General features: G+C 26.6%; 21 protein-coding genes. 11 read left to right on the plus strand and 10 right to left on the minus strand.

Going from position 1 to position 21,921, the window contains the following annotated elements; genetic code table 11:
- Positions 1-35: 35 nt before the first annotated feature.
- From dndC to ABFX13_RS03220, 3 genes are read left to right on the plus strand one after another with little or no spacing between them, the layout of a single operon-like run.
- Complete coding sequence (gene dndC / locus ABFX13_RS03210) at positions 36-1,499, plus strand: DNA phosphorothioation system sulfurtransferase DndC (protein WP_346042328.1); 1,464 nt, start codon at positions 36-38, stop codon at positions 1,497-1,499.
- Positions 1,489-3,648 (plus strand): AAA family ATPase, encoded by a 2,160-nt coding sequence (locus tag ABFX13_RS03215; protein WP_346042331.1) that lies wholly within the window; start codon positions 1,489-1,491, stop codon positions 3,646-3,648. Before dndC ends, ABFX13_RS03215 begins: the two co-directional genes overlap by 11 nt.
- A gap of 2 nt (positions 3,649-3,650) precedes the next feature.
- On the plus strand, positions 3,651-4,034 hold the full coding sequence (locus ABFX13_RS03220) for a DndE family protein (protein ID WP_346042333.1): 384 nt from the start codon (positions 3,651-3,653) through the stop codon (positions 4,032-4,034).
- Positions 4,035-4,108: 74 nt separating this feature from the next.
- Here the strand turns inward: ABFX13_RS03220 and ABFX13_RS03225 are convergent, their stop codons facing one another.
- Both ABFX13_RS03225 and ABFX13_RS03230 read right to left on the minus strand, forming a co-directional pair.
- Positions 4,109-5,839 (minus strand): DUF262 domain-containing protein, encoded by a 1,731-nt coding sequence (locus tag ABFX13_RS03225; RefSeq protein ID WP_346042335.1) that lies wholly within the window; start codon positions 5,837-5,839, stop codon positions 4,109-4,111.
- Positions 5,840-5,981: 142 nt separating this feature from the next.
- Positions 5,982-6,164 (minus strand): hypothetical protein, encoded by a 183-nt coding sequence (locus ABFX13_RS03230; RefSeq protein ID WP_346042338.1) that lies wholly within the window; start codon positions 6,162-6,164, stop codon positions 5,982-5,984.
- A 1,183-nt stretch (positions 6,165-7,347) separates the two neighbouring features.
- On the opposite strand from ABFX13_RS03230, the gene ABFX13_RS03235 reads away from it, so the two are divergent.
- The 3 genes from ABFX13_RS03235 to ABFX13_RS03245 all read left to right on the plus strand — a co-directional run bounded on the left by ABFX13_RS03235 (position 7,348) and on the right by ABFX13_RS03245 (position 8,603).
- A complete protein-coding gene (locus tag ABFX13_RS03235; protein WP_346042341.1) occupies positions 7,348-8,022 on the plus strand; it encodes an N-acetylmuramoyl-L-alanine amidase family protein in 675 nt (224 codons plus the stop codon).
- Positions 8,023-8,121: 99 nt separating this feature from the next.
- Positions 8,122-8,340, plus strand: a complete 219-nt coding sequence (locus ABFX13_RS03240; RefSeq protein WP_346042343.1) for a DUF1659 domain-containing protein — start codon at positions 8,122-8,124, stop codon at positions 8,338-8,340.
- 35 nt (positions 8,341-8,375) lie between these two features.
- Positions 8,376-8,603 (plus strand): DUF2922 domain-containing protein, encoded by a 228-nt coding sequence (locus ABFX13_RS03245; protein ID WP_346042345.1) that lies wholly within the window; start codon positions 8,376-8,378, stop codon positions 8,601-8,603.
- Positions 8,604-8,740: 137 nt separating this feature from the next.
- Here the strand turns inward: ABFX13_RS03245 and ABFX13_RS03250 are convergent, their stop codons facing one another.
- The 6 genes from ABFX13_RS03250 to ABFX13_RS03275 form a co-directional block, all read right to left on the minus strand.
- Positions 8,741-8,917 (minus strand): hypothetical protein, encoded by a 177-nt coding sequence (locus tag ABFX13_RS03250; protein ID WP_346042347.1) that lies wholly within the window; start codon positions 8,915-8,917, stop codon positions 8,741-8,743.
- Positions 8,918-9,300: 383 nt separating this feature from the next.
- Entirely contained in the window at positions 9,301-10,026 is a 726-nt protein-coding gene (locus tag ABFX13_RS03255; protein WP_346042350.1) for a Tim44 domain-containing protein, read from the minus strand.
- A gap of 463 nt (positions 10,027-10,489) precedes the next feature.
- Entirely contained in the window at positions 10,490-11,503 is a 1,014-nt protein-coding gene (locus ABFX13_RS03260) for a TDT family transporter (protein WP_346042353.1), read from the minus strand.
- Between the two features lie 578 nt (positions 11,504-12,081).
- Positions 12,082-12,594, minus strand: a complete 513-nt coding sequence (locus ABFX13_RS03265) for a DUF3189 family protein (RefSeq protein ID WP_346042356.1) — start codon at positions 12,592-12,594, stop codon at positions 12,082-12,084.
- A 256-nt stretch (positions 12,595-12,850) separates the two neighbouring features.
- Positions 12,851-14,245 (minus strand): sensor histidine kinase, encoded by a 1,395-nt coding sequence (locus ABFX13_RS03270; protein ID WP_147545350.1) that lies wholly within the window; start codon positions 14,243-14,245, stop codon positions 12,851-12,853.
- A 3-nt stretch (positions 14,246-14,248) separates the two neighbouring features.
- On the minus strand, positions 14,249-14,971 hold the full coding sequence (locus ABFX13_RS03275; RefSeq protein WP_147545352.1) for a response regulator transcription factor: 723 nt from the start codon (positions 14,969-14,971) through the stop codon (positions 14,249-14,251).
- Between the two features lie 184 nt (positions 14,972-15,155).
- On the opposite strand from ABFX13_RS03275, the gene ABFX13_RS03280 reads away from it, so the two are divergent.
- From ABFX13_RS03280 to ABFX13_RS03290, 3 genes are all read left to right on the plus strand, one after another.
- Positions 15,156-15,821: a hypothetical protein gene (locus ABFX13_RS03280; RefSeq protein WP_346042361.1), complete on the plus strand. Its 666-nt coding sequence runs from the start codon at positions 15,156-15,158 to the stop codon at positions 15,819-15,821.
- A 73-nt stretch (positions 15,822-15,894) separates the two neighbouring features.
- A complete protein-coding gene (locus ABFX13_RS03285; protein ID WP_346042364.1) occupies positions 15,895-16,272 on the plus strand; it encodes an HsmA family protein in 378 nt (125 codons plus the stop codon).
- A 137-nt stretch (positions 16,273-16,409) separates the two neighbouring features.
- Positions 16,410-17,153: an FMN-binding protein gene (locus tag ABFX13_RS03290; RefSeq protein ID WP_346042368.1), complete on the plus strand. Its 744-nt coding sequence runs from the start codon at positions 16,410-16,412 to the stop codon at positions 17,151-17,153.
- 80 nt (positions 17,154-17,233) lie between these two features.
- Here ABFX13_RS03290 and codA read toward each other — a convergent pair whose 3' ends face one another.
- Positions 17,234-18,496, minus strand: a complete 1,263-nt coding sequence (gene codA, locus ABFX13_RS03295; RefSeq protein WP_346042371.1) for a cytosine deaminase — start codon at positions 18,494-18,496, stop codon at positions 17,234-17,236.
- A gap of 281 nt (positions 18,497-18,777) precedes the next feature.
- Here codA and ABFX13_RS03300 point away from each other — a divergent pair, with 281 nt between their 5' ends.
- The gene (locus tag ABFX13_RS03300; RefSeq protein ID WP_346042373.1) at positions 18,778-19,533 is read left to right on the plus strand and encodes a creatininase; all 756 of its coding nucleotides are present in this window, start codon (positions 18,778-18,780) and stop codon (positions 19,531-19,533) included.
- Between the two features lie 27 nt (positions 19,534-19,560).
- Complete coding sequence (locus ABFX13_RS03305) at positions 19,561-20,490, plus strand: DMT family transporter (RefSeq protein WP_346042376.1); 930 nt, start codon at positions 19,561-19,563, stop codon at positions 20,488-20,490.
- A 23-nt stretch (positions 20,491-20,513) separates the two neighbouring features.
- Here ABFX13_RS03305 and ABFX13_RS03310 read toward each other — a convergent pair whose 3' ends face one another.
- Positions 20,514-21,734 (minus strand): PucR family transcriptional regulator, encoded by a 1,221-nt coding sequence (locus tag ABFX13_RS03310; RefSeq protein ID WP_346042378.1) that lies wholly within the window; start codon positions 21,732-21,734, stop codon positions 20,514-20,516.
- Positions 21,735-21,921 lie beyond the last annotated feature (187 nt).

A 21,921-nucleotide genomic window follows, 5' to 3' on the forward strand; every position in this document is an offset into this window, starting at 1 on the left:
GACAAAAATATCTAATAGAAAGGATATGAATATATATGGCTGTTAATTATTTTGACAATTATACATTAGAAGCCATCTGTGCCGAAATGCAAGCCGTATATCTAAATGATAATAGACCTTGGATCATAGGGTACAGTGGCGGTAAGGATAGTAGCTGTTTAACCGAACTTACGTTCAGAATGCTAATGAATCTTCCTAAAGAAAAAAGACACAAACCGGTTTATATAGTGTCTTCGGATACTCTTATCGAGAATCCAGTAATACTTGAATATCTTAGAGATAATATAAATAAGATGAATGAAAGTGCTGATAAACACAAATTGCCTATAGAAGCACGAATTGTATACCCTGAATTTCACGATAGTTTCTGGGCTAATATAATCGGTAAAGGCTATCCAACTCCTAAGTCTATACAATATCGTTGGTGTACGGAAAGATTAAAAATAAAACCTTCTAATAAATTTATACAAGATAAATTAGAAAATGAAGATGTAGTTATATTACTTGGAGTTCGTAAAGATGAAAGTTCTGCTAGAAAAGCTAGAATCGAAAAAAGAGAAATAGAAGGTTACCTTCTTACTCCTCATCAAACACTTAGAAGCAAAAATCATTTAGCTTATGTGTATACTCCTATAGTAGATTTTACTACTGCCGATGTTTGGGATGTGCTAATTAATACTAACGATAATATATTAGAAGAAGCTAATGATGGATTTGGTTCTACTGCAACATCATGGGGAACTGATACTATGGAACTATTCCACATGTATACTAAAGGTTCTGGAGATTCTGGAGAATGTCCGTTTATAGCAGATGAATCTAGCGCTAAAAGTAGTTGTGGTAATAGTAGATTCGGTTGTTGGATTTGTACTGTCGTTAAAGAAGACAAATCTTTAAACGGATTTATACAATCAGGACATGATGAGCTTAAATCATTACGTGAATTCAGAAATTGGATATTAGGTGAAAGAGATCTTCCTGAAAATCGTAAAAAACATAAAAGAAATGGTTCTGTTGTAATCAGAGATGGACGTGTAATGTTTGGTCCATTTACATTTGAAGCTAGACAAAAAATACTTAGAAAACTACTTCAAACACAAATTGAGATGCAAAAGTTTTATCCTGATATCGAACTTATAACTTTAGAAGAGTTAAAAGCTATAGATGAAATTTGGGATAATGAAGAAGATCTAACATCTACAACATTAATAGATATATATAAAGAAGTAACTGGTAAAGACCTTCCTTGGTCTACTTATAAAAAACCTATATTTGATGCCTCTACTTTATGTATCATAAAAGAAAAATGTGATGATTATAACATAAATCATGACTTGTTTAATAAATTGATAATAGATACTAATAAATACAAGCATTTTAGCAATACTATTAAGCTAAAAAATGCAGTAAATAAAACTTTAAATCAACAATGGCTTCATCAAGACATTGTTAGAAAAATTGAAGAAGAAAGTAGCAAGGAGTTAGACAATGAAAATTAATAAGCTTAAACTTAAAAACTTTAGATCTTATGAAGAAGAAACTGTCTTTGATTTTGCTACTATTAATGATAAAAACATCATATTAGTTGGTGGTAAAAATGGAGCTGGTAAATCTACAATATTTGAAGCTATAAAAGTATGTATATATGGACCTATGGCTTATAAATATCAAGGTTTTAACTCTTCATATATATCTAAAATTAAATCAAATATTAATAATAACTCACTTAAATCTGATTTTGTAGATACTTTTGTATCTATAGATTTAGAAATAAGCGAAGGTACAGAAAAAAATACTTATACATTAGTTAGAAAATGGACATTTATAAATAAAAAATTAGATGAAACATTTTTAGTTTATAAAAACTTCTCACCTACTCCTTTAGATAATGAAGATCTTAACTATTTTGAAAATTATATAACATCAATTATATCTCCTAAAATATTTGAGTTTTTCTTCTTTGATGGTGAGCATCTTTCAGAATTTTTCATAGGTAAAAATTCTAATGTACATTTAAAGCAATCACTTTTATCACTTTGTAATTTTGATACATTTGATGTATTAAAAAACACTGTAATCTCAAGCATTAAAAACAGTAAAAATAATGATACTGAAATAGAATTAGCTAAAATAAACTACCTAAGTTTAGAAGAAGAGTTGGCTAATCTTAAATTAGAAGAAATCAGCTTAACTGATGATTTAACAGAGGTTTCAAGCGAACTTGATGACTTAAAACAAAAACACATACAATTAGAAAAAGATTTTAGAAAAAAAGGTGGAATCCTTGCAGAAGAAAGATCCCTTTTAAGTAAAAGATCTATAGAACTTGAAGCTAGGAGATCTATCATAAATCAATCTATTAAAGATTTCTGTAATGATATGCTTCCATTTTTAATTGTAAAAAATCAAGTTTTAAACCTAAAAACTCAAATTAAAAGTGAAAGTGATAACCTTATATACTCTCAGCTTAAAGATAAATTATCTACAGAGTATTTAAAGAATCTACTTTTAGATAGATTAACTAATGTTAATATAGATGAAATAGCTATGACTGTTTCTGATGCTTTAATAGATGATATAAAACCTGATAATCAAGATGATAATTTTAAAGTTATACATAATCTTTCAAATGATGAAAGTAGTTCTTTATTATCATTAATAAATATTATTGAAGAATTTGATAATACATCTATACTTTCTTTATTTGATGAACATAGAAGTATAGGTGAAGAATTATCTGAGATAAGATTTAAATTAAATAATAGTCTTGAAGATGAGTCTTTGAATAAATATATAAGTGAAATAACTGGTTTATCAAATAAAATCGGTCACTTATCTGAGATTAAAAATAGCTTAAGTCATAAGTTAGAAGATTTAGAACTATTAATCGCTAATACTAATTCTAATAAAGAAAAATCAAAAGCTAAGTATACAGAATTACTTCAATCTAATAAGGTTGTTGATATGTCCTCTGATATGATACTTATGTTAGATGATATAATATCAACTTTAACTGAAAGTAAGACAAAAGAAATTCAAAATAACTTTATGCATATATTTAGAAAAATTATACGTAAGGATAATTTTATAGACTTTATAGATATAGATAATGATTTTAATGCATCTTTATATATAAATAAAATGTATAGTTCTCTTGAAATAGAAAACCTAATAGAAAATATAGGTTATGATGAAATGGAGAAAAAGTTAGGTAACTTATTCTTTGAAGATTTGTTTGCTGAATATGGAGTTAAAAATCGTTCAGAGTTACTTAACAAAGTTAAAAAAAATACTCAATCATCATTTATAACTTTAAGAACAAAAGTTGATATAAATGGATTCTCTAGTGGAGAGAAGCAAATCTATATACTTTGTTTATACTGGGCTTTACTTAAAGCTTCTGATATAGAGATACCATTTATAATAGATACTCCTTATGCTAGAATAGATGAAACTCATAGAAATAATATTACTAGTGAGTATTTCTCTACTATAAGTGATCAGGTTATTATTTTATCTACTAATACAGAGATAGATGAAAAATCTTATAAAGATATTAAACCTAGATTAAATGGTGAGTATTTAATTGAGTATGACGATATAAATAGAAAGACAATACAAACTGAAGGATACTTTTTTGAGGTGTAATTATGGGATTTAGACTTAAAACATCAACACAAACAAAAGATATATTTGAAGAATTAGGTTCTAGAATGAATTTAAAGCCATTTGCACTTTGTAAGCTTGCAATTTCTGTGTCTTTAACTAATGAGGAACCTATTGAAAATTATAAAAGTACTGATAATAACGGGCTTGAATTAAATAGACAAACTATAACAGCTCAGTATGATGGGTTATTTAAAACTTTGCTTGAACAACATGCTGGTAAAAGTTTAACTGATGATGAGTATTTTCCTACGCATGCTAAGCTTCATATTGATAGAGGTGCTGTTATGCTTAAGAATAAGTATAATTATTCTAGTAATTTAGAACATTTTATTAGGCAAGTAGTCAATAATGATATAAGTATATAAGTTAAAACAAGGCTAATACATAGGTAGTTATTAGCCTTGTTTTAATATTTTATACTTATTTGTTATATTAAATATTAAATTTCCCATCTATCTAAAAATAAACTTGCTAGTTCTTTAGATCTTTTTATTATAATATCTTTATCCCATACTTCAATTTCACTATTTCCAATTTCTGTTGTCATTGGTATCCCACTTAATTTATATATTTCTTTTTTTTGCTTAAAAGATGAATTTCTTATACCTGAATTATTAGGAGTAGACATCAAAGTTAAATTTCCTATATAGTATATATAATTTTCTATATCTTCTCCACTTTCGATTTTCCACTCTTCAGTAACTGTTTTTGGTACTACGTGTTCTAAATTAACAACTGTAACATCTGACTTTACAATTATTTCAGGATATTTAATTTTCATAATCTCACTTAAAATTACTCTTAAAGTTGATGATTTTTTATTAAAAGATTTTGTTAAAACTTCCATAACATCTTTATCACTAGCTATTACACTTTTTATTTCATTTAATATATCATCTTTTTGCAAATGTTCTGTTGTTATTTTTTTTGCTAAATTTGGGTAAAAATTATTAAAAAATTGTGCACTTTGTCCTAATACAGTTTTGTTTCTTAGCATAAGGCTTTCAATTCTTTTTAATACATCTTTTATATCATCAATATTATATCTACCTAAAACCATTGAAAAAATTACCGGTATATAAGATGTAATCTGTTGATTATTAAGTATGTCTATTGAGTTTTTCATTTCACTAATTGTTGTTGCACTTATATCTCTCTCGTTAAAGATGTCATCATTTGTAGTATTTCTGCAAAATGAATACCATCTAGAAGCATCTAAAAAATTATCTATAAATGTTTTAGTTGATTTGCTATCCTTCATATTTGACCTATTAATTTTATCAAATGCTTCTGAATCTTTTATTTTACCATTATATACATTTGCAAAATATGTGACAAATTGGTCCTTTGGTAATCCTGCTAAATTCTCTTCTATATCGACCCATTTGGGCTTTACCTCTATGTCACCTAATATTGTGACACACTCATTTTTTATTATATAAAATACATCTAAATCTTTTCCCGTTGTATTTAATGTATTAAACATTCTTTCTGCTATAGATTTATTCTTAGTCTTTAATTCTACAATAATAAATCCACTAATCAAAGAATTGACTATTTCGTCTAAACAATCTGATTTTTCCTCTATAGTCATATAACTCTCAATAAATTTATTTATATTTTGCTTAAAATATGTATATGTGTTTATTAAGTTTATTTTAGTTTCATTTTTTAGGTCTTCAATATCCTCACAATCAATTCCATTTATTATATATGTTTCAAAAAAGTTATTAAGATCATCACTATCAAATTTTATTGTAATATTTTTATTTCCTTTATTACTTCCAAATCTAGCTTTTTTTACCACATATTCTTCTTTTATCTCATTATGTGCAGTCTTAAAATCCTCTATTTTAGTTTGTTGATAAAAATCATTATAAACATTCGCTAATGCACATAATAATATTACTGATGTAATAGTTCTTTGTTGGCCATCGTATATATATGAACTTTTAGTTTTCTCTTCGTTATATAACGTAAAAAAATTTAATATATGTTGTTCCTCTTCTTTATTTAATACATTTATTAGATCATTCCAAAACCTTGAAATTTCGTCATGACTCCAAACATAGGGTCTTTGTGAAAATGGTATGTTTAAATTAGATTTACTATCACTTAGCCTCAAATAATCCCCTATAGTCATTTCTTCTGCATTAAGTATATTTCCCATATTATCTCCTTTCTCCTTTAAATATTAAACTATAATAGATTATTAAAGTTATTGCTTATACATTGTTTATTGGAAGTACAAAAGTAAAATTATATTTTAACTTTTATACTTTCAATTCAATTGCGTATTCTGTATTTTTCAATTACAAGAACACCTTATCTTTCATAAATACAGATCTATCACTATCTCCCGTCTTAACCAAACTATAATGCTTATTAACGCCCCTTATCTTATTGCATATATTTTCTTGATCAGATTTTGCTTGAGCATGAAATAATGAAAAACTATTACATTGTATCCAGTAATCATATCCTATTTCTATCATAAATATAAGCTTTGCACTATAAGAATTATCATAATTATAGTATATACATTTACTGCATGTTATTCTTTTTAATTCAGGTACAGTTTCAACTATAAATGATGTGCCTAAACTTCCTTTTTAGCTTTTTTCCCTCTAATTGACATTATAAAACTCGCTTTTCTAAGTCAATAAAAAATCATATATCTTATTCTAATATATTTCGCAATTATTTTCCATATTTTGTTTATTTTATATCTATATTTTATTTAATCTTATAAAAACTTACTCCTGATTCTCTTAATTTATTAATTTTTTCAAATGTTTGCTCATTAATTCCATAGCTTATATCTTATTTACTTTTTTATATTACCTTATCCTGTATTTTTAATGCGAAAATTTGAAATTTAGAGTTTGTTGAATGAATAACTTAAAGACAATACTCTTATCTTTGTATAGATGAAACAACCCTAAACTCCATCCAAAAGACTATAATCATTTCTAAAAAACTTTCAAATACTACAAAAAGATGCTATCCTAAACTCAAAATCAAATGAGCCAACAACATTAAATGGTATCTAGACTTTGGTCATTGTATAAAATATGCTAGTGCTTTATTCCCCAATAAAATAAAAGAAAATAATACAATATTAAAATATGACTAATCATAAAATCAAATTTTGAAAAATCACTAGAAAAAGTAATATTAACTTACGAAGCAGATATTTTTTATTCCATAGATTACAAAGCTACTAAACCCAACAAAAATTTCTTCGGCTACTTTGTGAGTATTCATATGAGCTCATAAAAATAATACTATAGCTCAACACTTCCAATATAACTTATATTATTATTCTTTTACTGAGTCATATGTATATTCAATACCATCAAAGTATTTAGCAAATTTTTTAGCAAACTCTTCATAATACTCACATCTACCTCTTATACAAGTATACAAATGAACTATTTCTTAAAAACCTCTCCGCATATGTATATTGTAATATTCTTCATTTATTTCCTCCTTTAAATTTTTCATAAATCCCCTCATATCATTAAATCTAAACCCATATAATCAATTTTAATTAAAAACTACTCATGTGAGCTTTATATTTTCATAGATATAATATATTTTTCAAATACTACATTGTCACACTTCACACCTCCTGTGCTAATATTTCCTAAACAATAAATTCTAGGAGGTAACCTTATGAAATGGTATTTAGACTTCGGTCATGGAGGCAAAGATCCTGGTGCTTTAGGATCTAAAAACACAAAAGAAAGCGACACAGTATTAAAAATAGGTATGCTAGTTAAATCTAAACTTGAAAAACACTGTGAAAAAGTAATAACAACTCGCGAATCAAACTCCTTCTATTCCTTAGAATACAGAACCAATAAAGCTAACAAAAATTCTTGTGACTACTTTATTAGCATCCACATGAACTCATCTACAAATAAAACTGCAAAAGGAACAGAAACTTGGGTATATGACTCAAATAGTAAAATATATAATTTAGCTCAAAATCTATCATCAAATTTATCAAATAATCTAAAAACACCTAATCGCAAAGTAAAAGAATCTAAAAAATTCTTCGTACTTAAAAATAGTAAAATGCCAGCACTAATTATAGAAATAGACTTTATATCTAACCCAGAAATAGAAAGCTTATGCGCTAATGAATCTTATATAAAAAATGTAGCTGATACAATAGCTTCTACACTACTTTCATTTGTAGAAAAAGATGACTATTTAGTAACAGACGATATAGAAGATTCGAATTTTTATAAAGTGTGTATAGGTGCCTTTAAGGATAAAAATAATGCCACTCGTCTTAAAAATGAAGCTATTTCAAAAGGCTTTAAAGATACCTATATAATTTAGTCAAATAACTCCTTCAAATATTTTTTCAAATACTTTCTTTGAAGGCTCAAACACCTCTACCTTATAATTATCTTAACAATACAAAAGGAGGTGAAACACATGGCTGTTAGTGAAACTAAAAATCCATCTGCTTTAAGAATAAAGCTAGATTGTGGGCTTAATGATGATGGTAAAACTATTGTAAAATCTAAAACTTACTCTAACTTAAAACCAGATGCATCAGCTCAAGATACATTAGATGTTGCAAGAGCTATTTTATCTTTGCAAGTTCATGATGAACTTGAGATAAATAAGCAAGATAATACTATCTTGAATTAGTTATCTAATAAATTTATGTGAAAGGAGGTGTTTTCATGGAAACTACAAAGAAATTAGTAATGTCTTTTAAAAGTACTTTAGGAAGAGTTGTTTCTATATCAGTTGATGATCCTAGGGAAGATGTAACGGAAGCTGAGATAAAAACAGTTATGGACATGATAGTTGAAAAGAATATATTTGCTCCTAATGGAGCTGATATAGTAGAAACTGTGGAAGCTAAAGTAATTGTTACTGATACTACTGAATATGACTTAGTTGTCTAATCTTAAAGGAGGGTGTTTATTCATCCTCCTTTTATCATATCTTGAAAGGAGGTATTTTTATGAATTCAGAAATCCAAACACTAATTGCTAATGTTGGCTTTCTATACAAACCTTGCTCCTCTTCATCAACACTTCTCTTATAGTATCCATTGCTTTAAAATCCCATTAACATAACCCATATTATATGATCTATTGTTTGTAGCAATTTCTATAACTCTTTTAAACAATCTAACATCTATCGTAATACCATTAATAAGACCTATATTTTCTTCAAAAATTTTAGCATAATCACCTATATTATTTTTTACATACATACCTACAGTATTTTTTCATCTTCTTCTTTTTCTTTTTGTTTTTATTTTTCTTTTTATTTTTCTTTTTATTTTTCTTTTTATTTTTCTTTTTCCCCATAGTGGTCCTTCAAATTAGAATCAACTACAGGTATGGGTATAGATACAGTATCTATACTGTATCCATACATATCACAAACAGTATCTTCACAATAAACAATCTTCCCATACTCCTCAAATCTTAAAAGAAAAAGGTTATACTATTTTATTATTTAATCATCTATCATAAAAAAGGTGAAGGTATAAAAAAGAGTAGACTTTAAATTTAAATCTACTCTCCCTTAATTTTAACATTTATATCCATATATTTTTATCTACCTAAATTACATTTAATCTTAATTCATTATTTAAATTATTTCATAGAATTCATCTACTTGTTTAATTTCATCTAATAACCATTTTCCATTTACATTATTAAACTTCCAATATTCAGTGTATATACTTGGAATATACTTGCTCCCCTCTATTATTTGTCCTTCTTTTTCTATATAATCAATCATAAAACCTCTTATTGCTACCCATATATTACCTTCATTATCAATTTCAAAAACTTTAGTGGAAAGTAATTTTTCATTCTTCAAAATATTTCTTTCATTTCTAGCATCCATCCATTGAAGTTTAGTACTATGATTTCTATATAGTTTATCTGTTGAATACTCAAGCGCTATATCTTGATTCATTTCAGTCCAAGCCTTTGCCATTATGTAAAAAGTATCACTAACATCTTTTTTTATTTTTTCTAATTTATAATCTACGTTAGATTTGCTTAACTCTTTTAATACTTTTTTATACTGATGCTTTCTTTTAATTACTTTAGTTCCAATTATTATATTATTAGTTTTTTGCATTGCAACAATCATTAATGAAAATGCTCCAAATGTAACAGCCTGTCCTTTATAATCTTCTTTAGTCATAGGAGTTCTTCCGCCTCTTCCTCCAGAAGAATGTCCCCCTGAACCACCTCCTGATGACCCTCCACCTCCAGACGAACCCCCTCCAGGTCTGGCATATGATATAGAGGTAAATACCATCAATACAATTGATAAAACTACTAATCTTTTTACTATTTTCACCCTAAATATACTCCTTTTTTAATTTGTAATATTGATGTTATTAATTAAAACAAAAACACAACTTCATTTTACAATTTATAACAATTGCGTATATATTTTTATTGTAGCAGTTTCAATATTGATTTAAAACATAGTCTATAATTTAAATTCTATTTTTTAAAATATAATCATTAAGTCAAAATACTTCAAATGAATTTTTCAAATACTTTCTTTTAAAGACTTGAATACACCTACCCTATAAATGAACTTGAGATTAAAAAGTTATGGACATGATAGTTGAAAAGAATATATTTTCTCCTAATGAAGCTAATATAGTTGTGAATTAGTTAAGGGCTTTAGATTAGCTTAAAATCATATGATTTTTCGTTAATCCAAAACCCTTACTATAGTCACTTTTTTATATAAAATAAAGTATTTTTATTATAAATTTAATATAATTTTATCTAATAATCTTACACTTTTATTATTTTTCATTAGAATATATAGTTCCACCAATTAATTTTTCTTCTTTTTCTAAATAAGCTCCAAATCTTGGATTTATTGCTTTGAAGAATAGATTTATAAAATTTAATAATACAAAGAATACTACATATGTTGCTATAAATATTTCTATATTTCCTAATAATTCAAATACATTTCCTATTATTTTATAACCTATTGCTCCAAAATATGTTGATAATTTAAAAGCTGCTAATGTTGCAATTGCTAATGGGAATGTAAATGCTGCATATGTTGGTTTAAATCCTTCTTTGAAAAGTTTTAGTATATATCCGTATACAACTACTAAAAGTATTAATCCAGTTATTATTAACCAAGTTAGCATATATATATTTGGATTTGGATCTATAGTTAATATCCCAACTACTCCAAGTGGAGCTGGTGAGCAAATTATACCAACAGTAGGTAATTTTTTATCATCTAGTATCTCACTTTTAAATACTATATAAAGAACTACTGGTAATAGTAATGTGTAAAATATAAATCCAAACATAAGCATAAAGTTTGCTATTGGTGGAATTATTCCTCCCATTCCTTTACTTGCCACACTTCCTGTTATCATACCTGTATATATGATAAAACAAGTTGGCATTATATTATTAAAGTTCTTTTCTTTAATTCTTAGTATTGTATAATATACTACAATAGCATAATGATATACTACTGCTCCTAACCATAAAGCACTACATACAGTTGGAAATTGTGGATAGAAAAATCCAGAAACTAACCAAGTTACCATACCCATAGTTGGATAAAATGTTCCTGTAACCGGATCTCTTAATTCTTTTAACATTACTTTTGGAAATCTTATAACTCTCATTAGCATTAACGAAAGCATTATTATTGCTATAGTTATTGCAATTGGTTTTAGATAACCGATATCTTTAATTAACCAGCAATTGCTAAGTGTTATAAATGCCAAACATGTGCCACTTATTCCTATGTGTAAATTTTCAAGCTTATCTAAATATCTATTCATACTAACCACCCTCTAATTTGTTATTGATGTATTTTAATATTTATTTAAATATTCTTTATAATTTTTCAAAGTATAAAGTAAAATTTTTCCACAGCCCCTAATTTAATTAATTCCCTCTATAAATCACTTTGAAACAGTTCATATTTAAAATATTTTTTCAAATACTTTCTTTAAAGGCTTAAATATCTTCGATATTGCAAGAGCTATTTTATCTTTGCAAATTCACGATGAACTTGAGATAAATAAGCAAGATACTTTGGGAAGAGTTAGCTTCGGGATAAGTAGTTAGAGTTGTTTCATTCACACAAAGGCCAAAGAGCGGCCTTTAAGTGTTTCTTCAACAATCTCTAACTACTTCCCCTTCGCCTTCTTCTGTGCTACTTTTTTGGAGATTGTAAGAGATGAGGCATTTTTTGTGAATTCAGAAATCTAAATACTAATATCAATAGGAAAGCTTCAGACTTTATCTTGTAGTATTAATTAACTTAGTAAAAATGAGAGTTAAATAAAAAAAGACAGGCTTTCGTAACCTGTCTTTTTTATATGTTCATTAATTAAACAATATATTATTTAATTAACTATTTTTTCTTAAATTCCTTATTATCTAAAATAATAACCCCTGGATTATCTTCCTTTGCTACCTTTTTTGTGTTATTTACAAGTTCTACAATGTCCTTGTATGATTGTTTTGCTCCCTTTACAAGCAAGGGTACTCCTATAAAATCAATTTTTAACCACCTAGAAAATAATCCACCAAAGGTCATTGGTAATGGAACCGTTGGTGATGTATTGGAAAATATAATTTTTTCATTTAATAGATTTTGTTTATGAAGCATAGATGCTAAATTATATAACCCTGGAATTAAAACCTTTGAACGTCCTCTTCCTACAGTATATACTTCGTTTCCATCTTTATCTTTTCCATGATAAAAAAGTTCTCCACGATTTCCATATACTAACTTATTAAAGTTAGGTAAATTCAATATTTCATCCTTAGTCGGTTCTCGAGTTGCATCAAGTATTTCTAAGTGATAAGCACTTGCTAAAACAGATGAGTGGGTTCCTCCATAACAATTATATATGTATATCATTAAAATCACCTAATTTCTTATTTTTGCTTTGTTTTAATAATTTTAGTATATACATTAAACATTGGAATTAAACAATATTTGAACAAGTTTAATACAAGGTATTTATTGTATAAATCTTAAATAAATGAATCTGAATTTATTGGTATTTATTTATAATATTGCTTTATGTACAACCCATCTTATCTTAGAATAAGTTATATTAATATTTTTTAATATACTATTACTTACACTACAGTGTTTTTAACTATATAATGTATTAATCTATAATATTTTCAAATCTTATATCAATTTTCAATCCATTTCCTAACTTGCTTATAGCCTTAATATCTGCACCATGTGCTTTAATAATATCATGGGCAATAGCCATACCCAGTCCTGATCCTTCTACTTTCTTAATTGTATTTGTACCTCGGTAATATCTTTTAAAAATATTATTTAATTCGTCTTTTTCTATCCCTCTACCATTATCCTCTATTGAAATATATACATTGTTATTATCAACTTTTTGTATATCTATCTTGATAGCTACATCACTATCATTATGAACAAATGCATTTATAATAAGATTTATAAACACTCTCTTGATTAACTGTTCATCTAATTCTAGTACTATATCTTCATCTGAATAATTAAAACTTATATTACTATCATCATACTTTTCATCATTTATAATATCGATTAATATATGTCGTATAAGTGATACTATGTTAATTTTCTTTTTATTTAAAACCAAAGTATTGCACTTTAATCTAGTTGATAAATTCAAATCCTCTACTAAACTTTTTATGTACTCACTCTTATTTATTATAGTATTGCAACATTTTTTCCTTATTTCATCATTTATTTCATATTCAGTATCGCCTAATATTTCAGCGTTTCCAATAATTGAAGTAAGTGGAGTTTTAATATCATGAGAAATATTTGAAATCCATTCTTCTCTCATATTTTCTAGCTCCTCTCTTTCATTATCACTACTGCTTAATCTATCAGATAATTGGTTTAAACAACTTTCTACCTTATAATAAATTCCTTGATTTATCTTTTTAATTGAATAATTGTGATTATATAAATCTAATATCCTATCAATAATTCTATTTATAGGCTTTGTTATTACTAAGGTATATAAAGAACTTATTATTAATAATAAAACAATATTAATGATTATTAGAGTTGGAAATTTATGTGCTTTTTCAACTAATTCAACATCATATGCATATGTTACTCGCTTTACTTTACTAGAATCTAAAAATAATAAATATGTATAATCAATACCATTTAAGGTTTTTTCTCCTAAAAACAAAGTTTTTTCTTTATTTTTGTACATATTAATTAATGATAAGTTAGAATAATAAGATAGAGCCATATTAGGCTTATTATACTGAAAAATTTCTTGATTCTCTTTATTTAAAATTTGTAGTCCTATATTATTTGATTTTAGAAATTTAATCCCATCATCAGTGACTAATACTTTGTTATCTTCTGATGAGTATATATAATCATTAAATACTGATGTAATCTTCTCTGGATTATAGTTGTACAAAGCTCCTTCTTTATAAATATTGCTTCTTATAAAAGCAATATTTATAGATAAAATAACTAAACATGCTAGTATAAATGATATAGAGTAATAAATCATAAGCTTACGTTTCATACCTTACTCCTCTTTCATTATAAACTTGTACCCTAAGCCAATTACCGTTTTTATATATTTAGGATTTGATGGATCATCTTCAATTTTTTTTCTAAGTTTTCTTATATGAACTGTAATAGTATTATCATATCCAAAAAAATCTGCTCCCCATACTTCATTACAAATTCTTTCCTTACTTATGATTCGATTTGAGTTATTAATTAAATACATTAGTAATTTTAATTCTTTTGCAGTAAATTCTACATTTTTTTTACCTTTAAGTACTTCACCTTTTTTCTCATTTATTTCGATATCTCCAAATTTTATAATTTTATTTTCCTCTATATTATTGTTAACAGTGGAGTTATCAAAAGCTTTCAGTCTAGCTTTCAATCTAAAAGATACCTCTTTCGCACTAAATGGTTTTGTAATATAATCGTCAGCGCCTATTGCAAAACCTAATAATCTGTCTACTTCTTCTGATTTTGCTGATATGAATAATATTGGTATTTGAGTATATTTTCTTAATTCATTAAATACATCGTAGCCAATTATATCAGGTAACATAATATCTAATAATACAATATCTGGGTTAACTTTCTTAAATAGTTCTATTCCATCCACTCCATTATTAGCTATAAAAATATTATCAAAGCCATCTCTTTCTAGTACAGTCTTTAAAATATCTACAATATCTTGTTCATCATCAATTATTAAAATTTTATACTTAGAAAATTTATTATTCATATATTCCACTCCTTTTATTTTTTAGATTATATCATAGAATCACTTCATATTTTTTTAATTTATAATTATATAAATTTATTTAAGATGGATTTAAGATTAAATTCATACTAAATAAATATATATATAATAAACTACTTATACAAAGATACTTTGATTTGTAAATACTAATTAAGGAGAAGATATTATGCAAGCAATTATGGAACCTATTTTTCATGTGGTTTATTTAACTACAGTTATTATATTAGGTATAAAGATGTTAATTAAATCAAAAGAAAATCAATACTTTAAATTATTTGGTTTGATGTCAATAATTTTAGGAGTTGGAGATTCTTTTCATCTTTTACTAAGAATATATGCTTTATTAACTACTGGTCTAGAAAATCATGCTGCTAGCTTAGGATTTGGTAAACTAATAACATCAATAACTATGACAGTATTCTATCTTATACTTTATAAAATTTGGAAAATTAGATTTGATGTAAAGGTTTCAAAAACATTAGATATAGTTATGTATGTATTAGCAGGGTTAAGAATTGTTCTTTGTCTATTCCCTCAAAATCAATGGTTTGTAAGTAATCCACCAGTTAGCTGGGGAATATATAGAAATATTCCATTTACAATTATGGGGATTATTATTATTTATCTTTTATATAGCTATGGTGTTAAAAATAAAGATAGGGATTATAAAAATCTTGGTATAGCTGTGCTGTTATCATTTTTATTTTATACGCCTGTTGTTCTTTGGGCTTCTGAAAACTTCTTTGTCGGTATGCTTATGATACCTAAGACATTAGCTTATGTTTGGGTTATTCTAATTGGTTATAAAGAGTTTAAGAAGTTTATTAAATAATAATTACATAAATATAAAGGTAAAACAAAAATCATAATTTAAAATATTCAAATAATATACTAGGAGGGTTTATATGTCTACATTATTAATTAGTGCAATAATCTTTATGACTTTAGCACTTACATTCTACACAATAGGTGTATTTGGAGAAAAGAAAAAAGGAACACTACTAAAATCGCATGCGATAATATTTTGGATAGGATTTATATGTGATACTACAGGTACTACTATAATGAGTAAAATATCTGGTGGCGGATTTAGTTTTAATTTACATGGAATAACTGGTTTAATAGCTTTATTGCTTATGGCATTCCATGCTATATGGGCAACAATTATTTTAAGAAAAAATGATGAAAAAGCAAAGCAAATATTTCATAAATTTAGTATAGTTGTTTGGGCTATATGGTTAGTTCCTTATATATTAGGTATGATAATAGGTATGAAGGGATAATATAGTTGTACTCTAAATTATCATTTGGTAGTCTTTAGGTTAATTTTTAAAAAGCTCATGAAAATATTCAAAAAAGACGGTTTATATGCCGTCTTTTTTATTAACATAATATTAACTAAAAAACATCAGGAGGTATTATGACTTTATTTTTTAATATTTTATTTGCCTGGTTAGCGGTAATATTAGGAATACTTCTAAGCATCATATGGCTAATCAAAATTCTACAAAAGAAAATACAAAAAGGTTGTGATAAGGAGTTATTAATAAAAATAAATAGGTCTTTAAGAAAAAATCACATTAACTTAGGATATTTATTTTTAATATCATCATTTATTCATGGCATTCTTTCATCATATTCAATTATGAGCTTTAATTATGGAACAATTAGTCTTATAATAGGGCTACTTTTATGTCATACATTTGTTAATAAAAAAAACATTGGAAAGACATGGATACAAAGACATCGAGAGTTAACAGGCTTACTTATTGTTATTACAGTATTACATATATTTGAAGTTGGAGGGTTTGTTGGGTTTGATAAAGTTATTAATGGTATTAAATCAGACTTAAAGTCTAAAATAAACATAAATGATCGCAATATAAGCAGTGATTATAAAGATGGAGTATATGAAGGTACTGGCTATGGATATGGACCAGATCTTAAAGTTCTAGTATCTATAAAGGGTAGCGTAATAGATGAGATCTCAATAGTTAGTCATAATGAAGTAGGAGAAAAATTTTATAAACCAGCTTTTGATTATATACCTAAGAAGATAATAGATAAACAAACATATGAGATTGATGCAGTAAGTGGTTCAACTTATTCTTCAAAGGGAATTATAGAAGCTGTGGAAGATGCCTTATCTAAAGCTAAAAAATAGCTGTATTAATAAAAGACATGCTTTAAAATATATAAAAAAGGATTAAGTGGGTACCCACTTAATCCTTTTTTATATGATAATTATTTTAATAGTGAAATTTTTGTATCAATTACTTCTGGCTCTCTTTTAAATAAGAATTCACCTTTTCTAACAGAACAATTAACTCCAACTCTTTCTAATATTGCATCAAATTCATCTTTTGCATTTAATACTATAAAGTTGGCATCCTTACCTTCTGCTATGCCGTATTTATCTTGTATATGAAGAGTTTTAGCTCCATTTACTGTAATTAAGTCTAGGGCATTTTTAATTTCTTCAAATGACATCATCTGGCAAATATGAATTCCTGCATCAAGAATGTTCATTAAATTTCCATTTCCAAGTGGATACCAAGGATCTGAAATAGAATCTTGTGCAAAACAAACATTAATACCAGCATCATTTAATTCTTTAACTCTTGTAAGTCCTCTTCTCTTTGGATATGTGTCATATCTTCCTTGTAAATGAATATTTTCAGTTGGGCATGATATAAAGTTAAGTTTTGATAATGCTAGAAGTTTAAATAGTTTAAAAGTATATGCATTGTTATATGAACCCATAGCACAAGCATGACTTGCTGTTGTAAGCTCTCCTATTCCATTCATATAGGCCTCAGCAGCTAATAATTCAAGAAATCTTGATTGTTCATCATCTGTTTCGTCACAGTGAATATCAATTAACTTGTTATATTTCATAGCAAGTTCTACAGTTTTTTTGACAGATTTTTCTCCCATTTCTCTTGTAAATTCAAAGTGAGGTATAGCTCCTACTACATCAGCACCCATTTTCAATGCTTCTTCTACTAATTTATCCCCATCTTTATATGAATACATTCCTTCTTGAGGAAATGCTATAATTTGTATATCAACTAAATCTTTTACTTCTTCTTTTAATTCCATAATTGCTTTTAAACAAGTAAGCTTTGGATCTGTTACATCTACATGTGTTCTAAGATATTGAGTTCCATATAAGATTTCTTTTTTAAGTGCAATTTTTGCTCTGTCTTTTATTTCATCTTTTGTCATCTTTGATTTTGTCTCAGACCATCTTTGAATTCCTTCAAATAAAGTTCCTGTTCCATTAGTTGCACCATCCATACGAGCTGTATATACATAATCTAGGTGAATATGTGGGTCTACATAAGGTGGAACAACTAGATTTCCTTCTAAATCATAAGTCTCTACATCTTTATATTTTTGTGAAAGATTTGGACCTATTTCTTTGTATTTTCCATTTTCAACAAGTAAATCAACTAATGTTTCATTCCCCTTTAATCTAGCATTTTTAAATAATTTTGCTTTCATTTTAATAATCTCCCTTCTATTATTTTTAATATTTTCTTAGTTACATCCAAAGTCTAACATGAAAATATACACTAGTCATTGTACTAATCATCCAATAATCTTTTAATATGACTGTGCACATAAAGACCATATTTTTATATATTTATTTGTATTTTTTGCACATTGTATTATAATATTTCCTGAGTATATACTAATAGTGCAATGAAGCTTCTTGAAAATAAAAAAGTTCATTGTATAAAAGCCTTAATAAAAACTTTTCAACTAAAAAGGGGGACGTTATTATGTACGAAAAATTTAAAATGAGAAACATGACATGGCAAGAATTTGCTAAGAAAAAAGATGATGTAATTATATTACCAATAGGTGCTACAGAGCAACATGGTCCTCATCTACCTACTTGTGTAGATGCTGTATTAGCAGAGGAATTTGCTTATCGTATAGCTGAAAAAATTAATGGTGTAGTTGCTCCAACTCTTTCATATGGATATAAATCAAAACCATTAAGTGGTGGAGGTCCATTATTCCCAGGAACTATTGATTTAAATGGAGCTACATTACAAGCTTTAGTAATGGATATAATTGATGAATTTGTTCGTGATGGATTTACAAAAATATTTATATTAAGTGCTCACTTTGAAAATGAAGCATTTATTGTAGAAGCAATGGACTTATGTTCTGCAAAATATGGAGATAAAGTAAAACTTCTTCTTACTAACTGGTGGGATCCAATGTCACCTGATATAATAGATAAAGTATTTGATGAAGTACCATTCCCAGGATGGGCTCTAGAACATGCTGCTGTTACAGAAACATCATTAATGATGTATTTTGCACCAGAACTTGTTAGAGAGGACAAAATATTAGATACAGAAAATGCTACTCCAGCAACTTACTTTAGATATCCTATAGAAAAAGATATCGTTCCTGAAACTGGAATACTTGCATCAGCTAAATCATCTTCAGCTCAAAGAGGTAAAATAATTGTAGATGACGTTGTTCCAAATATCGTAAAAATAGTTGAAGAGGCATTTAAGTAAATCATTTAGAAAGAGATAGGTACATTTATGAAATTAAAAGGAATAGTACTAACAATGCTATCCTCTATTACCTTTGGTTTTGCCTTTACATTAGGCCCTATGACCTATGGTGCTGGAGGAAGTAATCCTGTAACATTAACTTTTTTAAGAAACTTTTTAAGTTTACCATTTTTATTACTAATAGTTTTATTTTTAAAAATTGATTTAAAAGTAACAAAAAGTCAACTTAAAAACTTAATCATATTAGGATTTGTAGGAAATGCAATAACAACATTAATGCTAAATATAGCTTTTGCTCATGTAGATGTAGGGATAGTAACTCCAATTCACTTTACTTACCCTGTATTTGTAACACTTGGATGTGTACTATTCTTTAATGAAAAGCTAAGTAAACAAAAGATTATAGCATTAGTTATAGCTATGTGTGGTATAGGATGCTTCTTTATTCAATCATTAAATTCTGCTTCTTTTAGTTCATCTACATTACTTGGATTAATTTTAGCAGTAGCTTCAGGAGCATTTTATGCATTCTATATCATATTTATGGATAAAAGTGGTCTAAAAGGTGAATCTCCATTTAAAATAACATTCTATGTAGCAATTGCTTCAAGTATAGGTATGTTTTTCTATGGAATTTCTACTAATGAACTTGTTTTATCTTCTCTTACAACTAAATCATGGATTATATCTTCAGTATTTGCATTTTTATGTACAGTTGTTGCTCTATCACTTTTACAAGTTGGTATAAAATATATCGGAGCAAGTGAGGCAGCTGTTATAAGTACTTTTGAACCTATAACAAGTGTAATATTTGGAGTGTTATTATTAGGTGAAAAAGTAACACCTCTAAAAATTATTGCCTGTATATTAATTTTTGCAGGAGTCTTAATATTATCTTTTGCAAAAGAAAATACAAAAGATGAACCACCAGAACCTAATATAGAATTAGAAGTTTAAAAATAAAAAACCCCTATGTATTATCATAGGGGTTTTTTATTTTTAAGATTAATAAATTCATAAATTAATATACTATTAAAAAGTTCTAAATCTATCATTGCATCATCTAAATCTATGTTTAAAAGTTCCTTGATTGTTGATAATCTATAAATCAATGTATTTCTATGTATAAAAAGCTCTTGAGAAGTCTTTACTAAATGTCTATTATTTTGGAAATAACATTTTAAAGTTCCCATTAAATCCATTCCATGATTTTTATCATATTCTAAAATAGGACCCAAGTTTTCATAACAATACCTTTGAATTTCTTTAATATCAGAAAGTTCTACTAACCACCTAATAATCCCTAATTCTTTATACTTAATAATTTTTAAGTCCTTATGGTATATATCAATCATAGATAAAGCTTTAAAAGCTTCTTTATAACTTATTTTTATATCAGAATTCGACTGTCTTATACGACTAAAACTTAAGCTATTTTCAACTTCTGGATATTTAGAACTTACAAGGTTAAAAACAGCTTCTACTGCTTCTATTGATTTTTCCCCTTCATTATAATCATTGGTAAATATTAAAAACATTAAGTTGTTTGCATATTCCATAGGAATTAAAGTTTGATTTTCTGTATTTATTGCTTCTTCTAATGAATGAATTATATGTTTGTTAATTTGTTCTAAATCGTAGGAAACATTGGATGGCTTTTGCATTTTAAATATACATACATAGTGAAAAGGCCTTAATTTTATATTATAAAATTCTGATAGAGCATGTATATCTTCTTGTAGATAATCTTGAGAAAAAATAATTGATTCTAAAAAACGCTTTGCATTCTTTTTTTCTTCTTGCTTTTGTTCTAATTTAAATAATATTTCTTGTGTAATATCTATTAATTTAATATTCCAAGGCATTACAATTACAGGAAAATCCTCTTCATTTGCCTTGTCTATTACATTCTTAGGTATACTGTCTATATCTTTGTCATCAATTAAAATTACAATTCCAGAAAGCTTTTTATGAATACATTCTTCTATTAATGATAAAAAACTATCATCATCTTGTCTTATATCTGTGTAAATAACAAATATCAGTTCTTCACCATAAAGCCACTGTGAAATAGATTCTGTCGTTCTTACATAAGGCCAAGAAATTTCACGATTTAATCCCTTTTTCCCCGCCAGTAGTTTTGCTTTTGAAAAATTTTCAAGTTGAAATAAATCTCTGCAACAAATAGCCATAAACCCCATTCCCTCTTTCTTGATTTAAAAATAACTGTCTTCTAAATTATATTATAAATTTTAAATTGATACAATTTATAATGTTTTTATTATTGAGATTTTATATCTAAATTTGATTTTTAAATTATCTCCACTATAAAAAATATTATTTCCTGTATCAAATTTTAAAATGTATAAATGAGTATTAATTGCTTTA

This window comes from Paraclostridium tenue (genome assembly GCF_039521565.1).
In the GTDB taxonomy this organism is placed as follows: Bacteria; Bacillota; Clostridia; order Peptostreptococcales; family Peptostreptococcaceae; genus Paraclostridium; species Paraclostridium tenue.